General features: G+C 72.5%; 20 protein-coding genes. 13 read left to right on the top strand and 7 right to left on the bottom strand.

The window, feature by feature from the left end; translation table 11 throughout:
* Positions 1-197: 197 nt before the first annotated feature.
* Positions 198-413, top strand: coding sequence for an I78 family peptidase inhibitor (locus ACFWWU_RS32400; RefSeq protein WP_384151036.1), 216 nt, complete (start codon positions 198-200; stop codon positions 411-413).
* 95 nt (positions 414-508) lie between these two features.
* Here ACFWWU_RS32400 and ACFWWU_RS32395 read toward each other — a convergent pair whose 3' ends face one another.
* Positions 509-1,324: a phosphatase PAP2 family protein gene (locus ACFWWU_RS32395; RefSeq protein ID WP_384151033.1), complete on the bottom strand. Its 816-nt coding sequence runs from the start codon at positions 1,322-1,324 to the stop codon at positions 509-511.
* Positions 1,325-1,796: 472 nt separating this feature from the next.
* On the opposite strand from ACFWWU_RS32395, the gene ACFWWU_RS32390 reads away from it, so the two are divergent.
* Positions 1,797-3,521 carry an MFS transporter gene (locus ACFWWU_RS32390; protein WP_384151030.1) on the top strand — a complete coding sequence of 575 codons (1,725 nt, stop codon included), beginning with the start codon at positions 1,797-1,799 and terminating at the stop codon, positions 3,519-3,521.
* A 40-nt stretch (positions 3,522-3,561) separates the two neighbouring features.
* On the opposite strand, the gene ACFWWU_RS32385 is transcribed toward ACFWWU_RS32390, so the two are convergent.
* The gene (locus tag ACFWWU_RS32385) at positions 3,562-3,996 is read right to left on the bottom strand and encodes a cell division protein SepF (protein ID WP_384151027.1); all 435 of its coding nucleotides are present in this window, start codon (positions 3,994-3,996) and stop codon (positions 3,562-3,564) included.
* Positions 3,997-4,307: 311 nt separating this feature from the next.
* On the opposite strand from ACFWWU_RS32385, the gene ACFWWU_RS32380 reads away from it, so the two are divergent.
* Positions 4,308-5,618, top strand: coding sequence for a DUF5685 family protein (locus ACFWWU_RS32380; protein WP_384151025.1), 1,311 nt, complete (start codon positions 4,308-4,310; stop codon positions 5,616-5,618).
* A gap of 50 nt (positions 5,619-5,668) precedes the next feature.
* Here the strand turns inward: ACFWWU_RS32380 and ACFWWU_RS32375 are convergent, their stop codons facing one another.
* Together ACFWWU_RS32375 and ACFWWU_RS32370 are read right to left on the bottom strand one after the other, a co-directional pair.
* A complete protein-coding gene (locus ACFWWU_RS32375) occupies positions 5,669-6,688 on the bottom strand; it encodes an ABC transporter substrate-binding protein (RefSeq protein WP_384151022.1) in 1,020 nt (339 codons plus the stop codon).
* Positions 6,685-7,164, bottom strand: coding sequence for a GNAT family N-acetyltransferase (locus tag ACFWWU_RS32370; RefSeq protein ID WP_384151019.1), 480 nt, complete (start codon positions 7,162-7,164; stop codon positions 6,685-6,687). The genes ACFWWU_RS32375 and ACFWWU_RS32370 overlap by 4 nt, the downstream gene beginning before the upstream one ends.
* 408 nt (positions 7,165-7,572) lie before the next feature.
* Between ACFWWU_RS32370 and ACFWWU_RS32365 the strand changes: the two genes are divergently transcribed.
* From ACFWWU_RS32365 to ACFWWU_RS32330, 8 genes are all read left to right on the top strand, one after another.
* The gene (locus tag ACFWWU_RS32365) at positions 7,573-8,421 is read left to right on the top strand and encodes an amino acid ABC transporter permease (RefSeq protein ID WP_384151017.1); all 849 of its coding nucleotides are present in this window, start codon (positions 7,573-7,575) and stop codon (positions 8,419-8,421) included.
* Positions 8,418-10,331, top strand: a complete 1,914-nt coding sequence (locus ACFWWU_RS32360) for an FAD/NAD(P)-binding protein (RefSeq protein ID WP_384151014.1) — start codon at positions 8,418-8,420, stop codon at positions 10,329-10,331. Before ACFWWU_RS32365 ends, ACFWWU_RS32360 begins: the two co-directional genes overlap by 4 nt.
* Positions 10,332-10,386: 55 nt before the next feature.
* A complete protein-coding gene (locus ACFWWU_RS32355) occupies positions 10,387-11,289 on the top strand; it encodes an amino acid ABC transporter permease (protein ID WP_384151011.1) in 903 nt (300 codons plus the stop codon).
* Entirely contained in the window at positions 11,286-12,089 is an 804-nt protein-coding gene (locus ACFWWU_RS32350; protein WP_384151008.1) for an amino acid ABC transporter ATP-binding protein, read from the top strand. Before ACFWWU_RS32355 ends, ACFWWU_RS32350 begins: the two co-directional genes overlap by 4 nt.
* A 69-nt stretch (positions 12,090-12,158) precedes the next feature.
* Positions 12,159-13,133, top strand: a complete 975-nt coding sequence (locus ACFWWU_RS32345; protein ID WP_384151006.1) for an ABC transporter substrate-binding protein — start codon at positions 12,159-12,161, stop codon at positions 13,131-13,133.
* Between the two features lie 50 nt (positions 13,134-13,183).
* Positions 13,184-13,972: a DUF1684 domain-containing protein gene (locus ACFWWU_RS32340; protein ID WP_384151003.1), complete on the top strand. Its 789-nt coding sequence runs from the start codon at positions 13,184-13,186 to the stop codon at positions 13,970-13,972.
* A gap of 300 nt (positions 13,973-14,272) precedes the next feature.
* Positions 14,273-15,181, top strand: a complete 909-nt coding sequence (locus ACFWWU_RS32335; RefSeq protein WP_384151000.1) for a S1 family peptidase — start codon at positions 14,273-14,275, stop codon at positions 15,179-15,181.
* Positions 15,182-15,287: 106 nt separating this feature from the next.
* A complete protein-coding gene (locus ACFWWU_RS32330) occupies positions 15,288-15,998 on the top strand; it encodes a hypothetical protein (RefSeq protein ID WP_384150997.1) in 711 nt (236 codons plus the stop codon).
* Here the strand turns inward: ACFWWU_RS32330 and ACFWWU_RS32325 are convergent.
* From ACFWWU_RS32325 to ACFWWU_RS32315, 3 genes are all read right to left on the bottom strand, one after another.
* Complete coding sequence (locus tag ACFWWU_RS32325; protein ID WP_384150994.1) at positions 15,980-16,882, bottom strand: alpha/beta fold hydrolase; 903 nt, start codon at positions 16,880-16,882, stop codon at positions 15,980-15,982. The two genes, ACFWWU_RS32330 and ACFWWU_RS32325, sit on opposite strands and share 19 nt — an antisense overlap.
* A gap of 38 nt (positions 16,883-16,920) precedes the next feature.
* The gene (locus ACFWWU_RS32320) at positions 16,921-17,118 is read right to left on the bottom strand and encodes a hypothetical protein (protein WP_384150991.1); all 198 of its coding nucleotides are present in this window, start codon (positions 17,116-17,118) and stop codon (positions 16,921-16,923) included.
* A gap of 174 nt (positions 17,119-17,292) precedes the next feature.
* A complete protein-coding gene (locus ACFWWU_RS32315) occupies positions 17,293-18,330 on the bottom strand; it encodes a DUF3533 domain-containing protein (RefSeq protein WP_384150988.1) in 1,038 nt (345 codons plus the stop codon).
* A 182-nt stretch (positions 18,331-18,512) separates the two neighbouring features.
* On the opposite strand from ACFWWU_RS32315, the gene ACFWWU_RS32310 reads away from it, so the two are divergent.
* Positions 18,513-21,986 (top strand): DNA polymerase III subunit alpha, encoded by a 3,474-nt coding sequence (locus ACFWWU_RS32310; protein ID WP_384150985.1) that lies wholly within the window; start codon positions 18,513-18,515, stop codon positions 21,984-21,986.
* A complete protein-coding gene (locus tag ACFWWU_RS32305) occupies positions 21,983-22,942 on the top strand; it encodes a hypothetical protein (RefSeq protein ID WP_384150983.1) in 960 nt (319 codons plus the stop codon). Before ACFWWU_RS32310 ends, ACFWWU_RS32305 begins: the two co-directional genes overlap by 4 nt.
* The last annotated feature ends 105 nt before the right edge of the window (positions 22,943-23,047 follow it).

The raw sequence follows: 23,047 nt of genomic DNA, 5'->3' as shown, positions 1-23,047 counted from the left end.
GTCGTGCGACGTGGGGGAACAGGGAATTCCCCGGGACTTATCGGCGCTGTGATCCTCTTCGTGTGAACTGCCGGAGGGTCTTCGGAATTGCTGGAGAATCGGCCGGAAAGTGTCCCATCGAGTGACCGTGGGCGTGTCAAACATATGTCGAGAACTTGTGACACAAGCGTGACCGCAAAGAGGCTAACGTGAGTCCCATGTCACCCACATCACGCACTCCCGAACCGCCCCGCGACGCTCCCGAGTCCTATGTGGGACTCGACTCGGGCGGTGCCGAGCGGCTAGCCAGGACACGGGGCTGGAAGGTCGTCAGGTCCCTGCCGCCCGGCTCGATCATCACGATGGAATACCTGTCGGGGCGCATCAACTTCGAGGTGGAGGACGGCGCCGTCACCCGCTGCTGGCTGGGCTGACAGGGCGGGGGCGGACAGGGGAAGGGCCCCGGCCGAGGACGGTCGGGGCCCTTCTCTTCTCCGACGCGGGGGCGGGTCGGCCGCGGGTCGCTGGGTCAGCCGCGGGTCGCCGGGGCGCGACCGCGGGCCACTCCCACGGTCTCGCGGACGGGCTCCTCGGCCCCGGCGGGACGCTGTGGGAAGAAGCCCGGGCGCGGGCCGCCGGAGGCCACGGGCAGGGAGGGCACCAGCCGGCGACGGTCGCGCAGCCGGTCGAGCAGCCGGTCGCGCAGCGCGAGGATCCAGGACTCCGCCACCGCGAGGGCCGGCTCGCACCAGGGCAGGGCGAGCAGGATCAGGAGTCCGGCGGCCCAGCCGAGGAGCACGTCGCTCAGCCAGTGCGTGCCCAGATAGACGGTGGTGAGACCGACGCCGAGCGCGACCACGGCGGAGAGCGCCGACAGGTAGCGCCTGGCCCGCGGGGTGGTCGCGAGATAGGCGAGGATGCCCCAGGTCACGACCGCGTTCGCGGTGTGGCCGGAGGGGAATATATCGCCGCCCGCGAAGAGTTCGGCGGAGCCGACCTGCGTCGCGTAGTGCGGGCCGAGACGGCCGAGGCCGAGCTTGACCGCGCCGACCGAGACGTTCAGCAACAACAGCGCCGCGCCGAGACACAGCAGTGGCCGCAGGGTGTGCTGGCGCCAGGAGCGCCAGCCCAGCCATGCGGCCACCATGACGGCCGTGGGGCCGCGCTGACCGAGGACGACGTAGTAGTCGAGGAAGCCATGGATCCCCGGCCACTGCTGATAGGGCCGGAACAACATGATCTTCCAGTCGAGGGTCACCAGCCAGGTCGACAGCAGCACCGCGACGACAATGCCCAGATAGAACGCCGACGTCCCGCCGAAGAGCGCGAGACGCGTGCGGGTCATCCGAGGGACCTCTATCTTCGGCGGTTCCGGCTCCCGGTCCAGCCGGGCAAAGATGTCGGTACGCACCCAATCGACGTTACAGGGAGTGAGAAGCCGTCCCGGTCGATCCGCTGTCTTCGTGATGACCATGTGATGTGGAGTAGGTCTCAGTCGCCGGACCATTCCCGACGTCCGTCGGTATATCCGATGACCTTCAGCCCTATTGGCGGCGTGGCTCTTTCCGGAAGAGTGTTTGAACGCAAGGGAATTGCTTCAAACAGATATACGTACGGAATTCCATGCGACGCGCGGCCCCCGCCGAGTGGCGTACGCCACACCCGGAGGCCTGTCGGGGTGAGAGCTGCACCACGCGCTCGGGGCGTGAACTCGCGTACGCTGACGGCTCACTCGCCCGTCGATGTCGGGCCGCCCCAGGGGCATACGCCCTGGTCGGCGCCTGCCGAGCGCGAGAGCTTCACTGGGAGGTACGTACATGTCGCGGACGATCACGGCCCGAGCACGAGAGCGTGCCGCCGACGGCGGAACCAATCGCTGGGTCGTCCTGGTCGTCCTCTGCGTCAGCCTTCTCCTGGTCGCCCTCGACGCGACCATCCTCCACGTCGCCGTCCCCTCGCTCACCGAGGACCTGCGCCCGAGCTCCACCGCGCTGCTCTGGATCGTCGACGCCTACCCACTGATCTGTGCCTCGCTGCTGATCCTCTTCGGCACCCTCGGCGACCGGATCGGCAGAAGGCGCGTCCTCCTCCTCGGCTACGCGCTGTTCGGTGTCGCCTCGGCGGTCGCCGCCCTCGCCACCGAGCCGGGGGTCCTCATCGCGGCCCGCGCGCTGCTCGGTGTCGGCGGCGCCATGATCATGCCCGCGACGCTCTCCATCCTCCGGGCGGTCTTCCCCGACCGCAGGGAACGTGCCACCGCCATCGGCGTCTGGACCGCGGTCGCCGCGATCGGGGCCGCCACCGGACCGGTGCTCGGCGGCTTCCTCGTCGAGCACTACTGGTGGGGTTCCGTCTTCCTCATCAACATCCCGCTCATGGCGCTGATCCTGCCGCTGGGCCGCCGGCTCCTCCCCGAGTCCCGCGGAGACTCCGACGGTCCCTGGGACGTCCTCGGCGCCCTCATGGCAGCCGCCGGAGTCCTCGGCTGCGTCCTCGGGGTCAAGCGCGCCGGGGCCGGCGAGCCGTTGCTCGCCCTGCCGACCGCGGGCCCGCTGCTCGTCGGCGTCGCGCTCCTCGTCCTCTTCGTCCGCCGGCAGAATCGGCGCCCGCACCCGCTGATCGACATGCGGCTCTTCTCCCGGGCGGCCTTCACCACCTCGGTCGGCTGCATCGTCCTCGCCATGCTGGCGCTCGTCGGCCTGGAACTCATCGCCGTCCAGTACCTCCAGCTCGTTCTCGGGCTGAGCCCACTGGAGACCGGTCTGCGGCTCCTGCCGCTCACCTTCGCCGCCATGGCGGCCGGCGCCACCGGCTCGTACACCCTGCGCAGGATCGGCCCGCGCCGGATGGTCGGCTGGGGCTTCGTGCTCACCGCCGCCGCGGTGCTGCTGCTCACCCTCATGGGGCAGGACGACCGGCCGCTGCTGCTCACGGTGGGCTTCGTGCTGCTCGGTTTCGGCCTGCAGACCACGCTCTTCTCGGCGTACGAGTCGATGCTCAGCGAGGCACCGCAGCGGAGTGCGGGCGGCGCCGCCGCGATCGGCGAGACCTCGTACCAGCTCGGTGCCGGCATGGGCATCGCGCTGCTCGGCAGCGTCATGAACGCCGCGTACGCGCCCGGTCTCGACTCCGTCCCGGGTGTGCCGACGGCGGCGAGCAGTGCCGCGTCCAACTCCCTCGGCGAGGCCTACCTGGTCGCCGACCAGCTCGGCGGCACGGCGGGCGCGGCCCTGTACCAGGCGGCCCGGCACGCCTTCGTGGACGGCCTGCACATCACGCTCTGCGTGAGCGCCGTGCTGCTGCTCGTCGGCGCGGTGATGGCCCGGCGGCTGCCCCGGGTCATGGATTGTCCGGCGGAACCGGACGAGTCGTTCGAGCCGTACGAGTCGTGTGAAGCGATCAAGACACGTGAAGCGATCAAGACACGTGAGGCGATCGAGAGGTGCGAGCCGGTGGCCGAGGCCCGTGAGCCCGCCGAGCCGCGGGTGCCCGCGACCCGGGAAGCGATCGAGCCCGCCGGCTCAGGTCGCCCGACGCACTGACCCGACCTTCGGAAGGTGCCCGGTCGGGCCGGCGGACCGCTCAGCTCTGGTTGAAGAAACCGTCCTGCGGACGCCGACGGCTCTCTCCGCCGATGATCTGGGTGTCGGCGGGGGTGAGCAGGAAGACCCGCGTCGCCACGCGCTCGATCGAGCCGCGCAGGCCGAAGGCGAGACCGGCGGCGAAGTCGACCACGCGCTTGGCGTCGTTCGGCTCCATCGCGGTCAGGTTCACGATCACCGGAACACCGTCCCGGAAGAGCTCTCCGATGCCCCGGGCGTCCCGGAAGCCGTCCGGGGAGACGGTGGCGATCCGGCGGCCCTGCTCCTGGGCGGTGTCCGTGGCCACCCGGACACGGGGGTCCGTCACCCAGGCGTCGCCGTTCTCGGCACCGTCGGCGTACTCGTCGTCGTAGTAACGCTCGTCGTTGTCCTCGACGAGTCCCAGCCAGGCGCTCGCCTTGCGCACCGATCCCATGGACGCCTCCTTTCAGCGCGGTCACTTGTGGTTCCGCAATCCCTATCGTCGTCCATGATGCGGATCGCGCGCCAAGTGGATACACGGCGCGCAGGGGATTCGTGACGGTACTGGTGCAGAACGTGAGCGTCGATTTCTGGCGATACGTCAGGAAACTTGCGGTATGCGGGGCCTGACGGAGGGGCGCGCAACTTAAAATATGAAAGTCGGGCCAGAAGGGTGACGGTGGGCGCGTACGGGTGAACGGCCCGGCTCGCTACGATGCCGCGAAGCCGCTCGACGGCACTTCGTACGGCTCACGGGGGCACCTCATGTTCGGAATCGTCAGACCCTGCACGCACCGGCTCACCGACGCGCTCAAAGTCGAGTGGATGGCCCACCTCTGCGGCCTCTGCCTGGCACTTCGCGCGGACCACGGGCAGTTCGCCCGGGTCGTCACCAACTACGACGGGCTCATCGTCTCGGTTCTGACGGAGGCTCAGACCGGCGCGGTGGCCAGCGGACGGCGCACCGCGGGACCCTGCCCGCTGCGCGGGATGCGGACCGCGCCCGTGGCGCAGGGGGAGGGCGCGCGCCTCGCCGCCGCCGTCTCGCTCGTCCTCGCCTCGGCGAAGGTACGGGACCACGTCGCCGACCGGGACGGCCTGTTGGCGCGCAAGCCGGTCGCCGCGGCGGCCCGCCGGGTCGCCCGCTCCTGGGACCGGGCCGGCGCCAGGACCGGCCGCGCCCTCGGCTTCGACACCGCCGTCCTGGTCGACGCGGTCGACCGGCAGACCGGGATCGAGTCCCTCGCCGGCCTCGGGACCCCGCTGCTCGCCGTCACCGAGCCGACCGAGACGGCGACCGCGGCCGCCTTCGCGCACACCGCGGTCCTCGCGGGGCGCCCGGGGAACGCGGCGCCGCTCGCCGAGGCCGGCCGGCTCTTCGGCCGCCTCGCCCACCTCCTCGACGCCGTCGAGGACCAGACCGCGGACGCGGCGGCGGGCGCCTGGAACCCGCTCACCGCGACCGGAACCTCCCGGGAGGAGGCCCGCCGGCTCGCCGACGACGCCCTGCACGGGATCCGCCTCGCGCTGCGGGACGCCGAGTTCGCCGACGGCAAGCTCGTCCACGTCCTCCTCGCCCACGAGCTCCGGACGTCGGTGGACCGCGCCTTCGGCACGACGAGCTGCTCGCACGGGACGCCGGGTCCGGGGCACGGGCCGGGGGCGGGGTCGGTGCACGGGCAGGGCCCGGTGCCGGGGAACCCGTACGCGCCCCAGGGGCCGGGACCCGTCCCGGACAACCCGTACGCCCCCGGCCCGGGTGGGCCCGGCGGGCCCTACGCCCCCGGCCCCGGCGGCCCGGGCGGCCCCGGCGGGCCGTTCCCGCCCGGGCCGCCGAACCGGCGCGGCCTGATAGCCGGGTGCGCCCTCTGGGTCGGTCTGGCCTGCACCTGCCAGATGTGCTGCGGGACCTTCGAGGACCCCTGGAGCAGGCAGCGTCGCGAGGGGCTCTGCCAGCAGTGCGACCCCGGCGCCTGCTGTGACTGCTGTGACTGTTGCAGCAACTGCAGCAACTGTTGCTCCTGCGGCGAGGGAGATGGCTGCTGCGGGGACTGCGGCTGCGGCTGCGACTGCTGACGCCCCGTCGGGCCCGGCGGGGCCCCCCGCCCCGCCGGAGGCACCCGTCGCTACTTCGTCGGCGCCGGGATCTCCGGCGGGGTGATCCGCGACTCCGCGATGCCCGACTCCGTCACCCCCCACTTCTTCACGATCCGGTCGTACGTCCCGTCGGCCTTCAGGCCGTTCACGGCCGCCTGGAAGGCGGGGGCGAGCGGGGTGCCCTTCTTGAAGGCGAAGCCGACGTCGAGCCGCCGGTACTCGTTGAGGAACTTCACGTTCTTCTGCTGCGTCACCGCGTACCGCACGCCGTTGATCGTGCTCATCACGACATCGCTGCGGCCCTGCTGGAGCGCCATCCAGACCGCTCCCGTCTCGTTGAAGACGTTCACCTCGTACGGCTGTTTCCCGGCCTCCGCGCACCGGCCCTTGTTCTGCTCCAGGGTCCGTTCGAAGGTGGTGCCGGCGCCCGTCGCGACCTTCAGGCCGCACAGCTGCGTGAGGTCGGTGACCGCCTTCAGCGGGCTGTCGGACCGGGTGGCGAAGCCCTGGCCGTCATTGACGTACGTGACGAAGTCGATGGTCTTGCGCCGCTCCTCGGTCACCCCGAAGTTCCCGGTGCCGACGTCGTACTTGCCGCTGCCCAGCGCCGGCAGGATCGCTTCGAAGCCGACGACCTCGCGCTTCACCTCCAGGCCGAGGGCCTTCGCCACGGCGCCCGCGAAGTCGGCGTCCACCCCGACCACGGTCCTGCCGTCGGGCAGATAGGCCGAGCTGGGCGGGGTCCCGACCGAGGCGGCGACCGTGAAGCTGCCCCGCTGCCGGACGTCGGCGGGGAGCAGTTTCGCCGCGGCCTCGTTCTTCTTCACCGCCGACACCACGTCCTCGCTCGGGAGCGCGCCCTTCGCGGCGCCCGGTGCTCCGGAGGCGCCGGCCGGCGCGGTCGTGGGCTCGCCCCCGGCGCAGGCGGTGAGCGTGAGCGCGGCGGCGGTGATCAGCGCGAAGCCGAGGGCCGTGCGGGTGGTGCCGGAAGGGGTGCGGGTGGTGCCGGAAGTCGTGCGGGTGGTGCCGGAACTCGTACGCGTACTCATGGTTTCGGGTTCTCCAGGAGCTTCTCGAACGGCAGGGGGCCGAGCGACTCAAGGTCGGCGGACACGTCGAAGAGCGGCCGGTAGCCGGTCGCCAGGTAGAGGCCCCTGGCCTCCGGCTGGCGCGCCCCGGTCGTCAGATGGATGCGGGTGTAGCCGCGGGCGGCGGCCTCGCGTTCGAGCACGGTGAGGACGCGGCGGGCGAGCCCGCGTCTGCGGTGCGCCGAGTGGGTCCAGATCCTCTTCAGCTCGGCGGTGTGTTCGTCGTAGCGGCGGTACGCGCCTCCGGCCACGGGCCGGCCCTGCTCCAGGAGGAGCAGGAAGGCGCCGTCGGGAGGGGCGAACTCCGTCGCCGGGTAGAGGCTCAGGTCGTGCGCGGAGCCGTACCGGGTCGTGTACTCGTACGCCAGCTCATCGAGGAGCGGGCGCGCCAGGGGGTCGGTGGTCGTGGTCCGGTACACGGACAACGCGAAGGTCATGACGGTCCTTCAGGACGAAGGAGAACAGCGGGGCAGGGCGAGGGGAGGGGAGAGCTCAGGCGCTCACGAGGGGCCTGTGTGTGAAGGCGCCGCGGAAAACAGCACGCGGGCAGGGGCAGAGCGGAGGGTCAGCTCAACAGGAAGAGGACCACACGCGACCGAAGTCGATGTGGGAGCGCGTGACCAGCTGCTGCTGCGGATGCATGGCCCCAGTGGAACAGGCATCCGTTTCCGCGTCAACCACGATGAGACGCTCGGCTCACCCTGTGGACACCCTTGACAGCGGGGCGTGTTGACCGCATAGCCTCGAAGGGCGGATCGGGCTGAGGGGCCCGGATCCGTGCTCTCTGCGCGTGTGAAGGCGCATCCCCGTGTTCGATCCGCCTCTGGCATCCACGGAGCCTTCGCATGTCCGCGACCCTCGTCAAAACCCCCTCCACGGCCCCGCCGACCGGGCCGCCTCCCCGTGTCGTCCCCACCCGTCGCGCCGGCCAGTGGGCCGCCGCGGCCGCCGTCCTCGTCCTCCTCGGCCTCGGACTCCTCTCGGTCGTCCGCAACAAGGCCTTCCAATGGGACGTCGTCGCCGAGTACTTCACGTCCGCGTCCGTCCTGCGCGGCCTCGGCCTCACCCTGTGGCTGACCGCCCTCGTCATGGCGCTGGGCTTCGTCCTCGGCACCCTGCTCGCCGTCCTCCGCCTGTCCGCCAACCCCGTCCTGCGCGCGGTCAGTTGGGGGTACGTCTGGTTCTTCCGGTCCACCCCGATCCTGGTCCAGCTGCTGTTCTGGTTCAACATCGGCGCGCTCTATCCGACCGTCCTCGGCGTGCACACGGTCAACCTCCTCGGTCCCGTCGCCGTCGCCGTCATCGGCCTCACCCTGCACGAGGCCGCCTACGCCGCCGAGGTCGTGCGCGGCGGCATCCTCTCCGTCGACCGCGGCCAGATCGAGGCCGCCCAGTCCCTCGGCCTCGGCCGGTGGCGCCGGCTCACCCGGATCGTGCTGCCCCAGGCGATGCGCTCGATCGTCCCGCCGGCCGGGAACATGCTGATCGGCACCCTCAAGGGCACCTCGATCGTCTCCGTCATCGCCGTCCAGGACCTGCTCTACTCGACCCAGCTCGTCTACCACCGCACGTACGAGGTCATCCCACTGCTCCTCGTCGCCACCCTCTGGTACGTCGCCGTCACCTCGGTCCTCAGCCTCGGACAGCACTACGTCGAGCGGTACTACGCCCGCGGCACGGGCAGCGCCCGATGAGCCCCCGTCCGTCCCTTGCCATCGTGGGCGCCGGGCCGCGGGGGACCGGTTTCCTCGAACGGCTCGCCGCCAGCCTGCCCGAGCTGTACGGCGACGACCCCCTCGACCTCCATCTCGTCGACCCGCACCCGCCGGGCCCGGGCCGGATCTGGCGCACCGAACAGTCCCCGCTGCTGTGGATGAACTCCCAGGCCGAGGACGTCACCATGTTCACCGACGAGACCGTGCGGCTCGACGGGCCCGTCCGGCCGGGCCCCACCCTCGCCGACTGGGCCGCCCTCGACGGCCGCGCCTTCCCCACCCGTCCCCAGCAGGGCGCCTACCTGCGCTGGGTGTACGAGCGGGCCCTCGCCGCCCTGCCCGCCTCCGTCACCGTCCACGAGCACCGCACCACCGCGCTGCGGATCGGCGGCCCCCGCGACGGACGCCAGCGGGTCTGGCTGGAGGCCGGCGCCGAGCCCCTCCTCGCCGACCTCGTCGTCCTCACCGTCGGCCACCTCGACGCCGAACCCGACCCGGAGCAGCGGGCACTCGCCGACTTCGCCGCCCGCCACCGGCTCGTCCACCTACCGCCCGACTTCACCGCGGACACCGACCTCTCCGCGCTGCCCGCCGGCGAGCCCGTCCTCGTACGCGGCTTCGGCCTCGCCTTCGTCGACCTGATGGTGCTCCTCACGGAGGGCCGCGGCGGCCGGTACGAGGGCGAGGGCGACGACCTCGTCTACGTACCCTCCGGCCGGGAGCCCGTGCTGCACGTCGGATCGCGGCGAGGCGTCCCGTACCACTCGAAGATCGGGTACGTCCTCGACGGCGAACGGCCCCCGCTGCCCCGGTTCTTCGGGGTCGAGCAGACCGACGCCCTGCTCGGACGGGCCGGGCCGCTCGACTTCCGGCGCGACGTGTGGCCGCTCGTCGACAAGGAACTCGGCTGGGCCCACTACCACCGGCTCTTCTCCACCCACCCCGAGCGGACCTCCCTCGCCTGGGGCGACTTCGCGCAGGCCTACGCGGAGGCGCCGCCGCGCGGGGCGGAGGTCGCCGCGCTCGTCGCCGCGGCCGTCCCCGACCCCGCCGACCGGTTCGACCCGGACGCCCTCGACCACCCCCTCGACGGGGTCCGCTTCGGCTCCGCCGAGGAGCTCCAGCACGGCCTGCGCGACTACGTCACCGCCGATCTGACCCGCCGCCACGACCCGGCCCACAGCCCCGACGCCGCCGTCTTCGCCGCGCTGCTCTCCGTCTACGCGCAGCTCCTCAGGCTCGGCGACCGGATCGACACCGGCGGCTGGTGGCACGGCTTCTTCAGCTACCTCGCCTCCGGCCCGCCCGGCCCCCGGCTGCGGCAGCTCCTCGCGCTCTCCCGCGCGGGCGTGGTCCGCTTCCTCGGACCCCAGGTCACCGTCGAGGCCGACGAGGAGCGCGGGGTCTTCCGGGCCGCGTCCACCGCCGTCCCGGGGGAGTGGACCGAGGCGCGCGCCCTCGTCGAGGCCCGGCTGCCCGACCCGACCCTGGAACTCACCGGCAGCCCGCTGCTGCGCGCCCTGTACGAGGACGGGGCCCGGGCCACCGCCAGCGGCCTCCTCGTCGTCGACCCCGCCGACGCCCGGATCCTGGAGCGCGACGGGCGCCCGCACCCGCGCCGCTTCGCGCTCGGCCCGCACACCACCGCCCGGGCCGGCGGGGCCTTCACCCGGCCCCGTACCGGCGGGATCGCCTTCGGGCAGAACGACGTCGCCGCGCGGGCCGCACTGACCTTCCTGCGCGAGCGCGGTGAGAGCAGCGACCGGAGTGACCGGAGTGACCGCAGTGACCGGAGTGACCGGAGCGACCGCAGTGGTCAGAGCGATCGGAGTGACGGCAGTGACCGCGGCGACCGGAGCTGTCGTCTTCCGGCCCCGCTGAGCGCCTGATCCGCGCCCTCCCCTCCCTCCCCTCTGCTTCCCGACCCGTTCCCGAGGAACCGCCATGGCTCTCACCAGCGATCCGCCCTCCACCGCCGCCCTCACGAAGGACCCGACCACCACTCGCGTCCCCTCCGCGTCCGCCGATCTCGTGGTCGTCCCCGTGCGCCACCCCTGGCGCTGGGTGGCCGTCGCCGCCACCGCCGTCCTGCTCGTGCAGTTCGCCCACGGGCTCATCACCAACCCCGGCTGGGAGTGGGACGTCTTCGCCGCGTTCTTCACCACCGAGACGATCCTCCAGGCCGTCTGGGTCACCCTCCAGCTCACCTTCTACGGCACGGCCCTCGGCTTCGCGATCGGCATCGTGCTGGCCTTCATGCGTCTCTCGGCCAACCCGTTCCTGCGGTCGGTCGCCTTCGCCTACATCTGGGCCTTCCGCTCCATCCCGCTCATCGTCCAGCTGCTCTTCTGGTTCAACCTCGCCTATCTCTACAAGGAGTTGAGCATCGGCATCCCCTTCGGGCCGGGCTTCCTCTCCTTCGACACGATGGGCCTCGTCGGCGAGATGAGCGCCGCCGTCCTCGGGCTCGCCCTCCACCAGGCGGCCTATGCGGCGGAGATCGTCCGGGGCGGCGTACTCGCCGTGGACGAGGGCCAGTCGGAGGCGGCGGCCTCCCTCGGCATCCCGAAGCTCCGGCAGCTGCGACGGATCGTGCTGCCGCAGGCGATGCGCTCGATCCTGCCCAACGCCGCCAACGAGATCATCTCGCTCTTCAAGGGCACCTCGATCGTCTCGGTCATGGCGATCGGCGAACTCTTCTACCAGGTGCAGGTCGTCTACGGCCGTAACGGACGGGTCGTCCCGCTCCTGATGGTCGCCACCGCCTGGTACGTCCTGCTCACCACCGCGCTCTCCGTCGTCCAGTACTACGTCGAACGCCACTACGCGAAGGGGAGCGCCCGATGAGCTCCGCGACCACCACCGTCCCCCAGACCACCGAGGCCACCACCACCAAGGTCGAGATCCGCTCCGTCCACAAGAACTTCGGCCCGCTCCACGTCCTGCGCGGCGTCGACCTCGACGTCCGGGCGGGTGAGGTCACCGTCGTCCTGGGCCCCTCGGGTTCCGGCAAGTCGACCCTCCTGCGGACCATCAACCACCTGGAGAAGGTCGACAGCGGCACGGTCAGCGTCGACGGCACCCTCGTCGGCTACCGCCGCTCCGGGAACAAGCTCTACGAGCTGCGGGAGCGCGACATCCTCAAGCAGCGCACCCGCATCGGCTTCGTCTTCCAGAACTTCCACCTCTTCCCTCACCTGACCGTCCTGGAGAACATCGTCGAGGCGCCCGTCTCCGCGCTGAAGCGCCCCCGCAAGGACGCCGAGGCCGCGGCCCGGAAGCTCCTGACGCGCGTCGGGCTCGCCGACAAGGCGGAGGCGTACCCCAAGCAGCTCTCCGGCGGACAGCAGCAGCGGGTCGCCATCGCCCGCGCGCTCGCCCTGGAACCGGGGCTGCTCCTCTTCGACGAGCCGACCTCCGCGCTCGACCCCGAACTGGTCGGCGAGGTCCTCGACGTCATCAAGGACCTGGCCGCCTCCGGAACCACCATGATCGTCGTCACGCACGAGATCGGCTTCGCCCGCGAGGTCGCCGACACCGTGGTCTTCATGGACGAGGGCCGGATCGTCGAGCAGGGCCCGCCGGCCGCGGTGCTGGACAGCCCGCGCCACGAGCGCACCCGCGCCTTCCTCTCCAAGGTCCTCTGACCCACCGCAAGTTCCTCTGACCTTCCCTGTTCTCCCTCTCACCCACACCACCGGCACAGGAGCACCGTCATGAAGTCCCGCCGCACCGTCCTCACCGCCCTCGCCTCGCTCACCGCCCTCGGGCTCCTCACCGCCTGCGGCTCGGGGGAGGCCGCCACCGGCGAGATCAAGCCCGAGGGGCAGCAGGGGAACGGCATCAACGTGGGCCCGGACCAGAAGCGCGTCCACACCGCCAAGGTCGACGCCATCGCCGCGCAGGTGCCCGAGGCCGTCCGCAAGAGAGGCACGCTCGTCGTCGGCGTCTCGGCGAACAGCAGTCCGCCGCTCGCCTTCCGCGCCACCGACGACAAGACGCTGATCGGCGCCGAGGTCGACCTCGCGACCCTGGTGGCCGACGCCCTCGGCCTGAAGCCCGAGTTCGACCCGGTCTCCTGGGAGAACCTCTTCGTCGGCCTCGACAGCGGCAAGTACGACGCCGTCTTCTCCAACGTCACCGTGACCGAGGAGCGCAAGGACACGTACGACTTCGCCACCTATCGCCTCGACGACCTGGCCTTCGAGGCGAAGAAGGGCTCAGGGTGGACGGTGAAGGGGCCCGAGGACGTGGCGGGGAAGAAGATCGCCGTGGGCTCCGGCACCAACCAGGAGAAGATCCTCGTCGAGTGGTCCGAGCGGAACGAGAAGGCGGGCCGGAAGGGCGTCGACATCACGTACTTCCAGAACACCAGCGACTACTACCTGGCCCTCCAGTCCGGCCGGATCGACGGATACCTCGGCCCCCATCCCGTCGTCGCCTACCACGTGGCCTCGGCAGGAGAGACCGAGGTCGCCGGGAAGTTCTCCGGCGCGGGTGCCGGGCTCCAGGGCAAGATCGCGGCCACCACGAAGAAGGACAGCGGTCTCGTCGCCGCCTACGCGGCCGCGATCGACCACATCGTCGGGAACGGCACCTACGCCCAGGTGCTCAAGCGGTGGGGCCTGGACGGCGAGGCAGTGCGGAAGTCGGAGATCAACCCGCTCGGCCTGCCCCGCACCAAGAACTGACCCACGCCGCGCCACGGGCTTCCCGAGCCCGTATGGAAAGGTGGAACACCATGAGTACGGATCCCCTGCAGGACTGGCAGCACTGGCACGAGCACCGTGAGGCCGCGGTCGCCTCCTCGTACGGCCCGCTCTCCCTCACGGGCACGCACTGGCTCTCGGATCACCCGGAGGGTCGAATTCCGGCCGTTCCCGGCGAGTGGCGGGAGGACGGCGACGAGGTGGTCCTGACGGCGGACGCCGAGGACGCGATCACCGTCGACGGGAAGCCCTTCGCCGGCACCGTACGGCTCACCGCCGACCACGCCCCGATCCACGAGTCCCGGGTCGAGTCGGCCGGCCGGCGGCTCGTGGTCCTGCGGCGCGAAGGGCTCTGGGCCGTACGGGACTTCGACCCCGGCTCGGCGGCCCGCCGCGCCTTCGCGGGCATCGAGGCCACCCCGTACGACGAGCGCTGGGCCGTGCGCGGCGTCTTCAGCCCGTACGAGGAGACGCGCAGCGTGCGGGTCGAGAACGCCGACGGACGGGAGCGCGGCCTCGGGCTCGCCGGGGAGCTGGCCTTCGAGCTGCACGGCGGCGAGCACACCCTCCAGGTGGCCGTCGAGGACGACGGCTCGCTGTGGGCGGTCTTCGCGGACGCCACCAGCGGCCGGGACAGCTACCGCTTCCGGTTCCTGCGACCCGAGGCCCCGGCGGCGGACGGCTCGGTGACGGTGGACTTCAACCGGGCGCTGCTGCCGCCGTGCGCCTTCGCCGACCACTTCATCTGCCCGTTCCCGCCGCCGGGCAACACGCTCGACACCGCGGTCCCGGCGGGGGAGCGGCGGCTGAACCCCTCGTGACCCCCTTCTGATTCCGGGAAGACGGGCGCCCCCGGCCATGACGGCCGGGGGCGCCCGTGCGTGCGGCGGGTCGTGAGGAGCGGGTCGTCCGGATAGGGATGTCCGGTGCGGGATGTCCGGAGATGCGTACCCGAACTTCCTTACGGCAAAGGCGCGTTGAGGGGAACGTACGGCCGAAACGCGCCCTTGCGGCCTGAAGTCGTACGGCCCGAGACTCCCCCACAGCGCAGGCCTCGTGCCGCGCCTCACGGGCCCGGCACCCCACGGCGGGCCCCCGATTCCCCTCTGGAGGAACGAGAAGTGAGGACCACGCGCACCACCCCCACGAGAACCATCCCCACCAGAACCGTCCGGATGCTCGCCGTCGCCGCCGGACTCGCCGCCGTCGCGGCGCTCGCCGTCCCCACCGCGAGTGCCGGCTCCACGCAGACCTTCGGCGCCGAGCGGCTCGCGGCGGCGAGCGACGCCGTGCTCGCCGCCGACGTGGCCGGCACCGCCTGGCACGTCGACACCGCCACCGGCGCGGTCGTCGTCACCGCCGACTCCACGGTCTCCGCCGCCGAGATCGCGAAGATCAAGCGGCAGGCCGGCGCCGACGCGGGCGCGATCCGGGTCGAGCGGACCCCCGGAAAGTTCACCAAACTGATCTCCGGCGGCGACGCGACCTACGCCGACGCCGGCTGGCGCTGCTCCCTGGGCTTCAACGTCCGGGACAGCTCGGGCGCCTACTACTTCCTCACCGCCGGTCACTGCACCGACGGCGCGGGCACCTGGTACTCCAACTCCTCGCGGTCGACCGTCCTCGGCTCCACCGCCGGGTCGAGCTTCCCGACCAACGACTACGGCATCGTCCGCTACACCAACTCCTCGGTCACCAAGTCCGGCACGGTCGGCAGCGTGGACATCACCAGCGCCGCCAATGCGACGGTCGGCATGTCGGTCACCCGCCGGGGCTCCACCACCGGCACCCACAGCGGCTCGGTGACCGGCCTCAACGCCTCCGTGAACTACGGCGGCGGGGACATCGTCTACGGCATGATCCGCACGAACGTCTGCGCCGAGCCGGGTGACTCCGGCGGCCCGCTCTACTCCGGCAGCCGGGCCATCGGCCTCACCTCGGGCGGCAGCGGCAACTGCTCCTCGGGCGGCACGACCTTCTTCCAGCCGGTGACGGAGGCGCTGAGCGCGTACGGCGTCAGCGTCTTCTAGGCGCCCTCTGGCCTTCGCGGGCCCGTGCGGAGCACCATGGTCACAGTCGAGGCACCCGGCCGCACTCCGGCCGGGTGCCTTCCACGAACCATGGGGGGAATCGTACGTGAGCGTCGCCAGGAACGGTGGGCCGATACCCGTCTCCGATGCCCAACGACGGGTGCGTCGCAGCCCGTTGCTCTTCACGGCGCCGATCGTGCTCCTCGTGCTGCTGACGCTGGTGCTGGGCTGGGAGGTCGTCCGGGCCAACATGTCGGCGGAGGCGCGGGCCGAGTGGCCCTGGCGGCTTCAGGTGCTCGACATGGAGCCGCTGGGCAGCCTCCTCGCGGTGGCGGCCGGCGCGGTCCTCGCCCGGGCCCAGTACGCCCGTACCGTGCGCCCGTTCCTCGGCTGGCGGTCGGACTGGTCCACCGGGAGTCTGCGGGGCGGCGTGCCCGAGTGGCAGGTCGGCCTGCTCAACGGCGGCTCGCACACGGTCATGGTGGAGGAGTACGAGTGCCTGGTCGTCCTCCGGGGCGAGCCCGAGTCCGCCGCCGCGCCGTGGGCGGACGTCCAGGGCGCGGCGGCGGTGCTGACCGCGGCCGGGCTCACCGCCGGGGAGGACTTCCAGCTGGTCATGATGGGCAACTTCCCGCTCGTGGGCACGGGAAGCTACGAGACGACGATGCTGGGGGCGTTCTCCCAGCGTTTCGTCGACCGGGTCGAGGCCCTGTACCTCAGGGTCCGGGTGGTCGACACCGTGGGCGACAGCCACGAGCGGATCCTGGACGCGCTCAAGGGCGCACGGTCGAGCGCGTATCAGCGCCCGGCCCCCTGACCGTCCGCCCCCTCGCACCACGCGAGGGCCTCGGGCAGCGCGTACTGGGCGGCGAAGTGACCGGCGTCCGGTACGAGGACGAGCTCGGCCCCCGGGATCTGCCCGGCCAGCCAGCGGGTGTGCGCGACGGGGGAGAAGGCGTCGTCGAGGCCGTGCCACAGCAGGACGGGCACGGTGACCGCGGCGACGTCGAAGCCCCACGGGCGGACGAAGGCCAGGCAGTCGTCCAGCCAGCCGTGATGGGAGACGCGCAGCGCCTCGCGATAGGTGCGCAGCAGCACCGTGCGCACCCGCGGATCCTCGACGACCGGCAGGTCGTGCGGGGAGAGCTCCGCGCGCAGGTCCTCGATCAGCCGGGCCGGGTCCCGCCGGATCGAGGCGGCGCGGGTCGCGAGGTCCCGGTCGAGGCCGCCGGGGTCCCGGCCGTCCAGGTGGGCGCGGGCCCGGCCGTACTCGTCGACGTTGAACGGGGTCATGCCGGCGAACCAGTCGAGGCCGGCCGCGTCCGGGGGAGCGAGCCCCACCAGGACGGCGGCCGCCCGAACCCGGTCGGGCACCAGGGCGGCGCAGGCGAGCGCGTGCGGGCCGCCGCCGGACCGGCCGACGACGGCGAAGCGGTCCACGCCGAAGGCGTCGGCGACGGCGGCCGCGTCCCGGGCGGCGTCGGCGACCAGGCGGCCGGGGCTGCGGTCGGAGTCCCCGTACCCGGGGCGGTCGTAGGAGAGGAAGCGGACGCCGGGGTGCCGGTCGGCGGTTCCGGGCAGCGCCGTGCCGAGGCGGGTGCCGGGCGTCCCGTGAAGCAGCAGTACGGGGGCCCCCGAGGGGTTTCCCCATTCCTCGGCCACCAGGAGGCGGCCGTCGTCGGTGCGCACTCGTTTTCCCATGGCCCGGGAGCGTAGTGGCGAAATTCTTGTGAAAGTCTTCACAAGCTCGCCGAGGGCGGCCTCGCGGCGCTCGACCGGTTCGAGACCTTCGACCAGGAGCAGGTCGACCACATCGTGAAGAAGGCCGCGCTCCCGCGCTGCCCGCGCACGGCGACCTGGCGAAGCTCGCCGTCGAGGAGACCGGGCGCGGTCTCTTCGAGGGCGAGGCCGTCAAGAACCTCTTCGCCTGCGAGCACGTCACCCACTCGATGGCCGGTCCGAGGGCCGCCGGAGTCATCCGCCGCGACGAGCTGAACGGCGCATCACCGAGATCGCCGAGTCCGTCGGCGTCATGACCCGGGCGTACTGCGGCGAGTAGGTCCTGACGTGAGGAAGGCCCCCGCCGTGGCGGGGGCCTTCCTCACGTCACCTTACGGGCGGACCTCGCTCAGCTCCTCCGCGATCGGCTCCGATCCGGGCTTGCGCTTCAGCGAGGACATCACCAGGGTGACGGCGGCACCGACGACCGCCCAGGCCGAGAGGACCAGCATCGAGGCGGTCATGTCGTTGCCCTTGAAGTACGCGATCGAGCGCGCCGCCCAGGTGCCGGCGCCCGGCGGCAGGGCCGGGCCGATCGCCTTCCAGAACGGGGGCAGCATCGGCAGCGGGAAGGCGCCGCCCGCGCTCGGGTTGCCCGCGACCACGATGAGGAGGATCGCCAGGCCGATGCCGACGATCCCGAAGACCGACTGCAGGGCGAGCGTCGCGGCGCCGACGGCGAAGACGACCAGGGTGCCCAGGCCCCACAGGGCCGCGATGCTGCCGGGCAGGGCGCCCAGGATCGGTCCGACGATGATCGCGCCGCCGAGGCCGCCGAGGGCCGCGTAGAGCGCCAGGACGCCGAGGCGGATGATCGCGCGCTCGCGGTTCGCGGGCCGGGAGCCCGCGCTGATCGCCAGGATCGCGGCGCAGATGTAGCCGCCGACGCACCAGCCGACGACGAGGTAGAAGGCGGAGAGTCCGTCGAAGTCCTCCGGCGACGCGGGGGCCACGTCGACCGTGCGCACGGTGCGCTGCTGGGTCGCCTCCACCGTGGTGAGGATCGACTCCAGGGCGGAGGAGAGCACGGTGCCGCCGCCGGAGGCGACGAGCAGGGTGTCGGTGCGGCCGGTCGGGTCGACGAGGAGGGCCCCGTCGATGTCCCGGTTCAGGATCTGGTTCCGCGCCTCGGCCTCGTCGGTGACGGCCCGGGGATCGAGCGGCGCGCCGGGGAGCTTGTCCAGCTGCCCGACGAGCCGGGTGGAGACCGCTGGGGGCGCGACGACGCCGAAGGGCACGTCCGTCGGCTTCGGGTGGTGCAGGGCGCCGACGTACGAGGTGATGAACAGCAGCTGGAGGGCGAAGACGCCGACGACGAGCAGGGCGGCTCGGGGGGTGACGGCGCTTTTCAGTTCATCGACGAGGCTCATGCCCCCCAGGCTCGGGGGAGGCGGGTGTTTCCGCAGGTGGGAGGGGGCCGAATGGCTGACCTGGGCAGGGGTGGGGTGCCCTGTGCACCGGTTATCGTACGCACGTTCGAAATGAGTTAGGGTGGGAGCGAGGGGGTGGGAACGTACGTACGAATTCGATGCGGGAGTGCGGGAGGTGCGCCATGCCGGGATTCACGCACCTGCACACCGCGTCGGGCTACTCCCTGCGCTACGGGGCCTCGCACCCCGAACGGCTGGCGAAGCGCGCCGCCGAGCGGGGCATGGACGCGCTCGCCCTGACCGACCGCGACACCCTCTCCGGCGCGGTCCGCTTCGCGAAGGCGTGCGCGAAGGAGGGCGTCCGCCCCCTGTTCGGCGTGGACCTCGCCTACGAGGTGCCGGAGCCGGCGAACGACGCGAGCCAGGGCTCCGCCCGCCGGGTGCCCGTGCGGGGCGGCGCCTTCGTCGACGAGTCCGCGCCGCGCGCCCTCTTCCTCGCCCGCTCCCGCGCCGGCTGGGCCTCCCTCTGCGCCATGATCACCGCCGCCCACGCCGGGGGCGGGACGGGTGGTACGTCCGGGACGGGTGGTACGGGCGGGCAGCCCCTGCTGCCCTGGACCGCCGGGCACGACGAGGGCCTGACCGTGCTGCTCGGCCCCGCGTCCGACGTCGGCCGCGCCCTCGCCGCGGGCCGCCCCGACCGGGCCGCCCGGCTGCTCGCCCCCTGGCGCGAGCGGTACGGCGACGCGCTGCGCCTGGAGGCCGTCCACCACGGCCGTACCGGCACCGGCTCCGGATCCCTGCGGCTCGCCGCCCGCACCGTCGGCTTCGCCGCCGAGCAGGGCGTCCTGCCCGTCCTCACCAACGCCGTCCGCTACGCCGACCCCGGCCAGGGGCCCGTCGCCGACGTCCTCGACTCCGCCCGTCGCCTCGTCCCGATCGACCCCCGCAAGGAGCTCGACAGCGGAGAGGCCTGGCTCAAGGGCGCCGAAGGGCCCGACGGCATGCCGGCCGCCGCCGAGCTGATCGTCGAGGCCGCCGGCTTCCGCCGGGACGCCGCCCACCGGCTGCTCGACCGGACCGCGGCGGTCGCCGCCGACTGCCTGGTCGACCCCGAGGACGACCTCGGCATCGGCTCCGCGCACTTCCCGGAGCCGTACCTCGTCGGCGCCGAACACCGCACCGCCCAGCGCGTCCTCGCCTCCCGGGCCGCCGCCGGCATGATCCTCAAGGGGTACGAGAGGCGTCGCGCCTACTGGGACCGCATGCACCGCGAGCTGGACGTCATCGCCCACCACGGATTCGCCACCTACTTCCTGACGGTCGCTCAAGTCGTCGACGACGTCCGGGACATGGGGATCCGGGTCGCCGCCCGCGGCTCCGGCGCCGGCTCCCTCGTCAACCACCTCCTCGGCATCGCCCACGCCGACCCGGTCGAACACGGCCTCCTGATGGAACGCTTCCTGTCCAAGCGCCGCACCGCCCTGCCCGACATCGACATCGACGTGGAGTCCGCCCGCCGCCTGGAGGTGTACCGGGCGATCATCGGCCGCTTCGGCGCCGCACGCGTCGCCACCGTCTCCATGCCCGAGACCTACCGGGTCCGCCACGCGGTACGGGACGTCGGCGCGGCCCTCTCCCTCGACCCGGCCGAGACCGACCGGATCGCCAAGGCCTTCCCGCACATCCGCGCCCGGGACGCGCTCGCCGCCCTCGACGAACTGCCCGAGCTGCGCGAACTCGCGGGGGAGCGGGGCAAGTACGGCCGGCTCTGGGAGCTGGTCGAGGCCCTCGACGCCCTCCCGCGAGGCATCGCCATGCACCCCTGCGGGGTCCTGCTCTCGGACGCCTCGCTGCTCACCCGCACCCCCGTGGTGCCCACCAGCGGCGAGGGATTCCCCATGTCCCAGTTCGACAAGGAGGACGTGGAGGACCTCGGGCTGCTCAAGCTCGACGTCCTCGGCGTGCGCATGCAGTCCGCGATGGCCCACGCCGTCACCGAGGTCGAGCGCGCCACCGGCACCCGGCCGGACATCGACGCGATCCCGGAGGGCGACCCCGAGACGTACCGGCTCATCCGCTCCACCGAGACCCTCGGCTGCTTCCAGATCGAGTCCCCGGGCCAGCGCGACCTCGTCGGCCGGCTCCAGCCCGCGACCTTCCACGACCTCGTCGTCGACATCTCGCTCTTCCGGCCCGGGCCGGTCGCCGCCGACATGGTCCGTCCCTTCATCGAGGCCCGGCACGGCCGCGCCCCCGTCCGCTACCCGCACCCCGACCTGGAGGGGCCGCTGAAGGAGACGTACGGCGTGGTCGTCTTCCACGAGCAGATCATCGAGATCGTCCGGATCATGACCGGCTGCCGCCGCGACGAGGCCGACCAGGTGCGGCGCGGGCTCTCGGACCCCGGGTCGCAGGGGCGGATCAAGGCCTGGTTCGCGCAACAGGCCTCGGCGCGCGGGTACGACACCGAGGTCGTCGCCCGCACCTGGGAGATCGTGGAGGCCTTCGGCTCGTACGGCTTCTGCAAGGCGCACGCGGTGGCCTTCGCCGTACCGACGTACCAGTCGGCCTGGCTCAAGGCGCACCACCCGGCGGCCTTCTACGCGGGGCTGCTCACCCACGACCCCGGCATGTACCCCAAGCGGCTGCTGCTCGCGGACGCGCGGCGGCGCGGGGTGCCGGTGCTGCCGCTGGACGTGAACCGCTCGGCGGTCGCTCACCGTATCGAACTGGTGTCCGATCGACCGGTGGTGTGGGGGCTCCGGCTCGGCCTCGCCGACGTCCACGGCATCGGCGAGAACGAGAGCGCCCGCATCGAGGACGGACAGCCCTACGCCTCCCTGCTCGACTTCTGGGAGCGGGCCCGCCCGCGCACCCACGTCGCCGAACGGCTCGCCCAGGTCGGCGCGTTGGACGCCTTCGGCGCCAACCGCCGCGACCTGCTGCTCCATCTGACCGAACTCCGGCGCGTCCACCGGGGCGCCGCCTCCCACGGCGGCCAACTCCCGCTCGCCCAGGGCGGGAAGACCGCCCCCGTCGGGCTGCCCGACCTCGACGACACGGAACGCCTCAGCGCCGAGCTCGGCATCCTCGGCATGGACGCCTCCCGCCACCTCATGGACGACCACCACGCCTTCCTCCGCGAACTCGGCGTCGTCTCCGCCCAGCGGCTGCGCGACACCCCCCACGGCCGGACCGTCCTGGTCGCGGGCGCCAAGGCCGCCACCCAGACCCCGCCGATCCGCTCCGGGAAACGGGTCATCTTCAGCACGCTCGACGACGGCACGGGCCTGGTCGACCTCGCCTTCTTCGACGACGCCCACGAGCGCTGCGCCCACACCGTCTTCCACTCCTGGCTGCTCCTCGTCCGGGGCGTCGTGCAGCGGCGCGGCCCGCGCAGCCTCAGCGTGGTCGGCTCGGCCGTCTGGAACCTCGCCGAACTGGTCGAACTACGGGCGTCCGGCGGCCTGGAGGCGGTGGGGGCGCGGCTCGCGGAGCCCGTACCGACCGGAGGGGACGGCGACTCCGGCCGCCGCATCGCGATGCCCACCGGCTACGAGATGAACCCCTGGGCCGACCTCAAGCCGGCCGGTGAAGGCGCGACGCAGCCGCCCAGGAAGCTCTGGCACAGCAGTCCGGGGAGCGCGGGATGATCCTCTGTGTACGCTTCCGCCTCGAACCGACGGGGGAAGCCCTGCTTCCCCGACTGGTCGAACTCCTCGGCGAGTTCACCCCGACGGTCGAGGTGGCCCCGCCCTCCGAGGTGCTCGCCGACGTGCGCGGCGCGCTGCGCTACTTCGACCGGAGCCCCGCCGAGCTCGCCTCGGTGATCCGGGTCAGGGCGCTCGCCCTGTACGGCGTCGACTGCGTCATCGGCGCCGGGCCCAACCCCATGCTGGCCCGGATGGCGGCCCGCGAGGCCCGGCCCGGCGTCACCCTCGTCGTCGAGGACCCGGCCGCCTTCCTGCGCGACCGGCCGGTCGTCGCGCTCGACGGCGTCGGCCGCACCACCGCCCGTACCCTCTGCGGCTACGGACTCGACTCCGTCGGCCGGGTCGCCGACGCGCCGCTCGGCGTGCTCCAGCGGCTCGTCGGCGCGAAGACCGGCCGCGAGCTGTGGGAACGGGCGCGAGGCATCGACCGGACCCCCGTCGTCCCGAACGCGGTCTCCCGGTCGGCCGCGGCCGAACGCTCCTTCCCGCACGACGAGATCGACCGGACGGAGCACCGCAGGGCCCTCCTCTCGCTCGCCGCCGAACTCGGCGCCCGGCTCCGGACGGAGGGACAGGTCTGCCGCTCGCTCGCGCTCACCGTGCGGTACGCGGACCGGAGCACGACGACCCGGAGCCGTACGCTGCCCGAGCCGACCGCCCACTCGGCGGCGCTCGCCTCCCTCGCGTACGCGCTCCACGACTCCCTCGGCCTCCAGCGGGCCCGGGTGCGCGGCATCGCGCTGCGCGCCGAGGGCCTGACGGGCGCCGAGGGGGCCGCGCACCAGCTGTCCCTGGACCCGTCGGACGAGAAGGCGCGGCGGATCGAGGCGGTGGCGGACCGGGCGCGGGCGAAGTTCGGGCCGAGGGCGGTGCTGCCGGGCTCACTGGCGGCCTGATCTCGCCCGGCCGCCCCGGTCTTGACGGCACATCACTTTTTACCGACGCGTAACTTCCCAGCCAAGGCTACCCGTGCGTAGCTTGGCTGAAGCGCATCCCCACTT

The sequence above is a fragment of the Streptomyces sp. NPDC058650 genome, from assembly GCF_042717315.1.
Lineage (GTDB): Bacteria > Actinomycetota > Actinomycetes > Streptomycetales > Streptomycetaceae > Streptomyces.
This window is presented reverse-complemented; position numbering and strand designations above follow the sequence as displayed.

Excerpts from the sequence above, each read along its gene's own strand:
- ACFWWU_RS32400 (WP_384151036.1), top strand. The coding sequence starts at position 198 with ATGTCACCCACATCACGCACTCCCGAACCGCCCCGCGACGCTCCCGAG.
- ACFWWU_RS32395 (WP_384151033.1), bottom strand. The coding sequence starts at position 1,324 with ATGACCCGCACGCGTCTCGCGCTCTTCGGCGGGACGTCGGCGTTCTAT.
- ACFWWU_RS32390 (WP_384151030.1), top strand. The coding sequence starts at position 1,797 with ATGTCGCGGACGATCACGGCCCGAGCACGAGAGCGTGCCGCCGACGGC.
- ACFWWU_RS32385 (WP_384151027.1), bottom strand. The coding sequence starts at position 3,996 with ATGGGATCGGTGCGCAAGGCGAGCGCCTGGCTGGGACTCGTCGAGGAC.
- ACFWWU_RS32380 (WP_384151025.1), top strand. The coding sequence starts at position 4,308 with ATGTTCGGAATCGTCAGACCCTGCACGCACCGGCTCACCGACGCGCTC.
- ACFWWU_RS32375 (WP_384151022.1), bottom strand. The coding sequence starts at position 6,688 with ATGAGTACGCGTACGAGTTCCGGCACCACCCGCACGACTTCCGGCACC.
- ACFWWU_RS32370 (WP_384151019.1), bottom strand. The coding sequence starts at position 7,164 with ATGACCTTCGCGTTGTCCGTGTACCGGACCACGACCACCGACCCCCTG.
- ACFWWU_RS32365 (WP_384151017.1), top strand. The coding sequence starts at position 7,573 with ATGTCCGCGACCCTCGTCAAAACCCCCTCCACGGCCCCGCCGACCGGG.
- ACFWWU_RS32360 (WP_384151014.1), top strand. The coding sequence starts at position 8,418 with ATGAGCCCCCGTCCGTCCCTTGCCATCGTGGGCGCCGGGCCGCGGGGG.
- ACFWWU_RS32355 (WP_384151011.1), top strand. The coding sequence starts at position 10,387 with ATGGCTCTCACCAGCGATCCGCCCTCCACCGCCGCCCTCACGAAGGAC.
- ACFWWU_RS32350 (WP_384151008.1), top strand. The coding sequence starts at position 11,286 with ATGAGCTCCGCGACCACCACCGTCCCCCAGACCACCGAGGCCACCACC.
- ACFWWU_RS32345 (WP_384151006.1), top strand. The coding sequence starts at position 12,159 with ATGAAGTCCCGCCGCACCGTCCTCACCGCCCTCGCCTCGCTCACCGCC.
- ACFWWU_RS32340 (WP_384151003.1), top strand. The coding sequence starts at position 13,184 with ATGAGTACGGATCCCCTGCAGGACTGGCAGCACTGGCACGAGCACCGT.
- ACFWWU_RS32325 (WP_384150994.1), bottom strand. The coding sequence starts at position 16,882 with ATGGGAAAACGAGTGCGCACCGACGACGGCCGCCTCCTGGTGGCCGAG.
- ACFWWU_RS32315 (WP_384150988.1), bottom strand. The coding sequence starts at position 18,330 with ATGAGCCTCGTCGATGAACTGAAAAGCGCCGTCACCCCCCGAGCCGCC.
- ACFWWU_RS32310 (WP_384150985.1), top strand. The coding sequence starts at position 18,513 with ATGCCGGGATTCACGCACCTGCACACCGCGTCGGGCTACTCCCTGCGC.
- ACFWWU_RS32305 (WP_384150983.1), top strand. The coding sequence starts at position 21,983 with ATGATCCTCTGTGTACGCTTCCGCCTCGAACCGACGGGGGAAGCCCTG.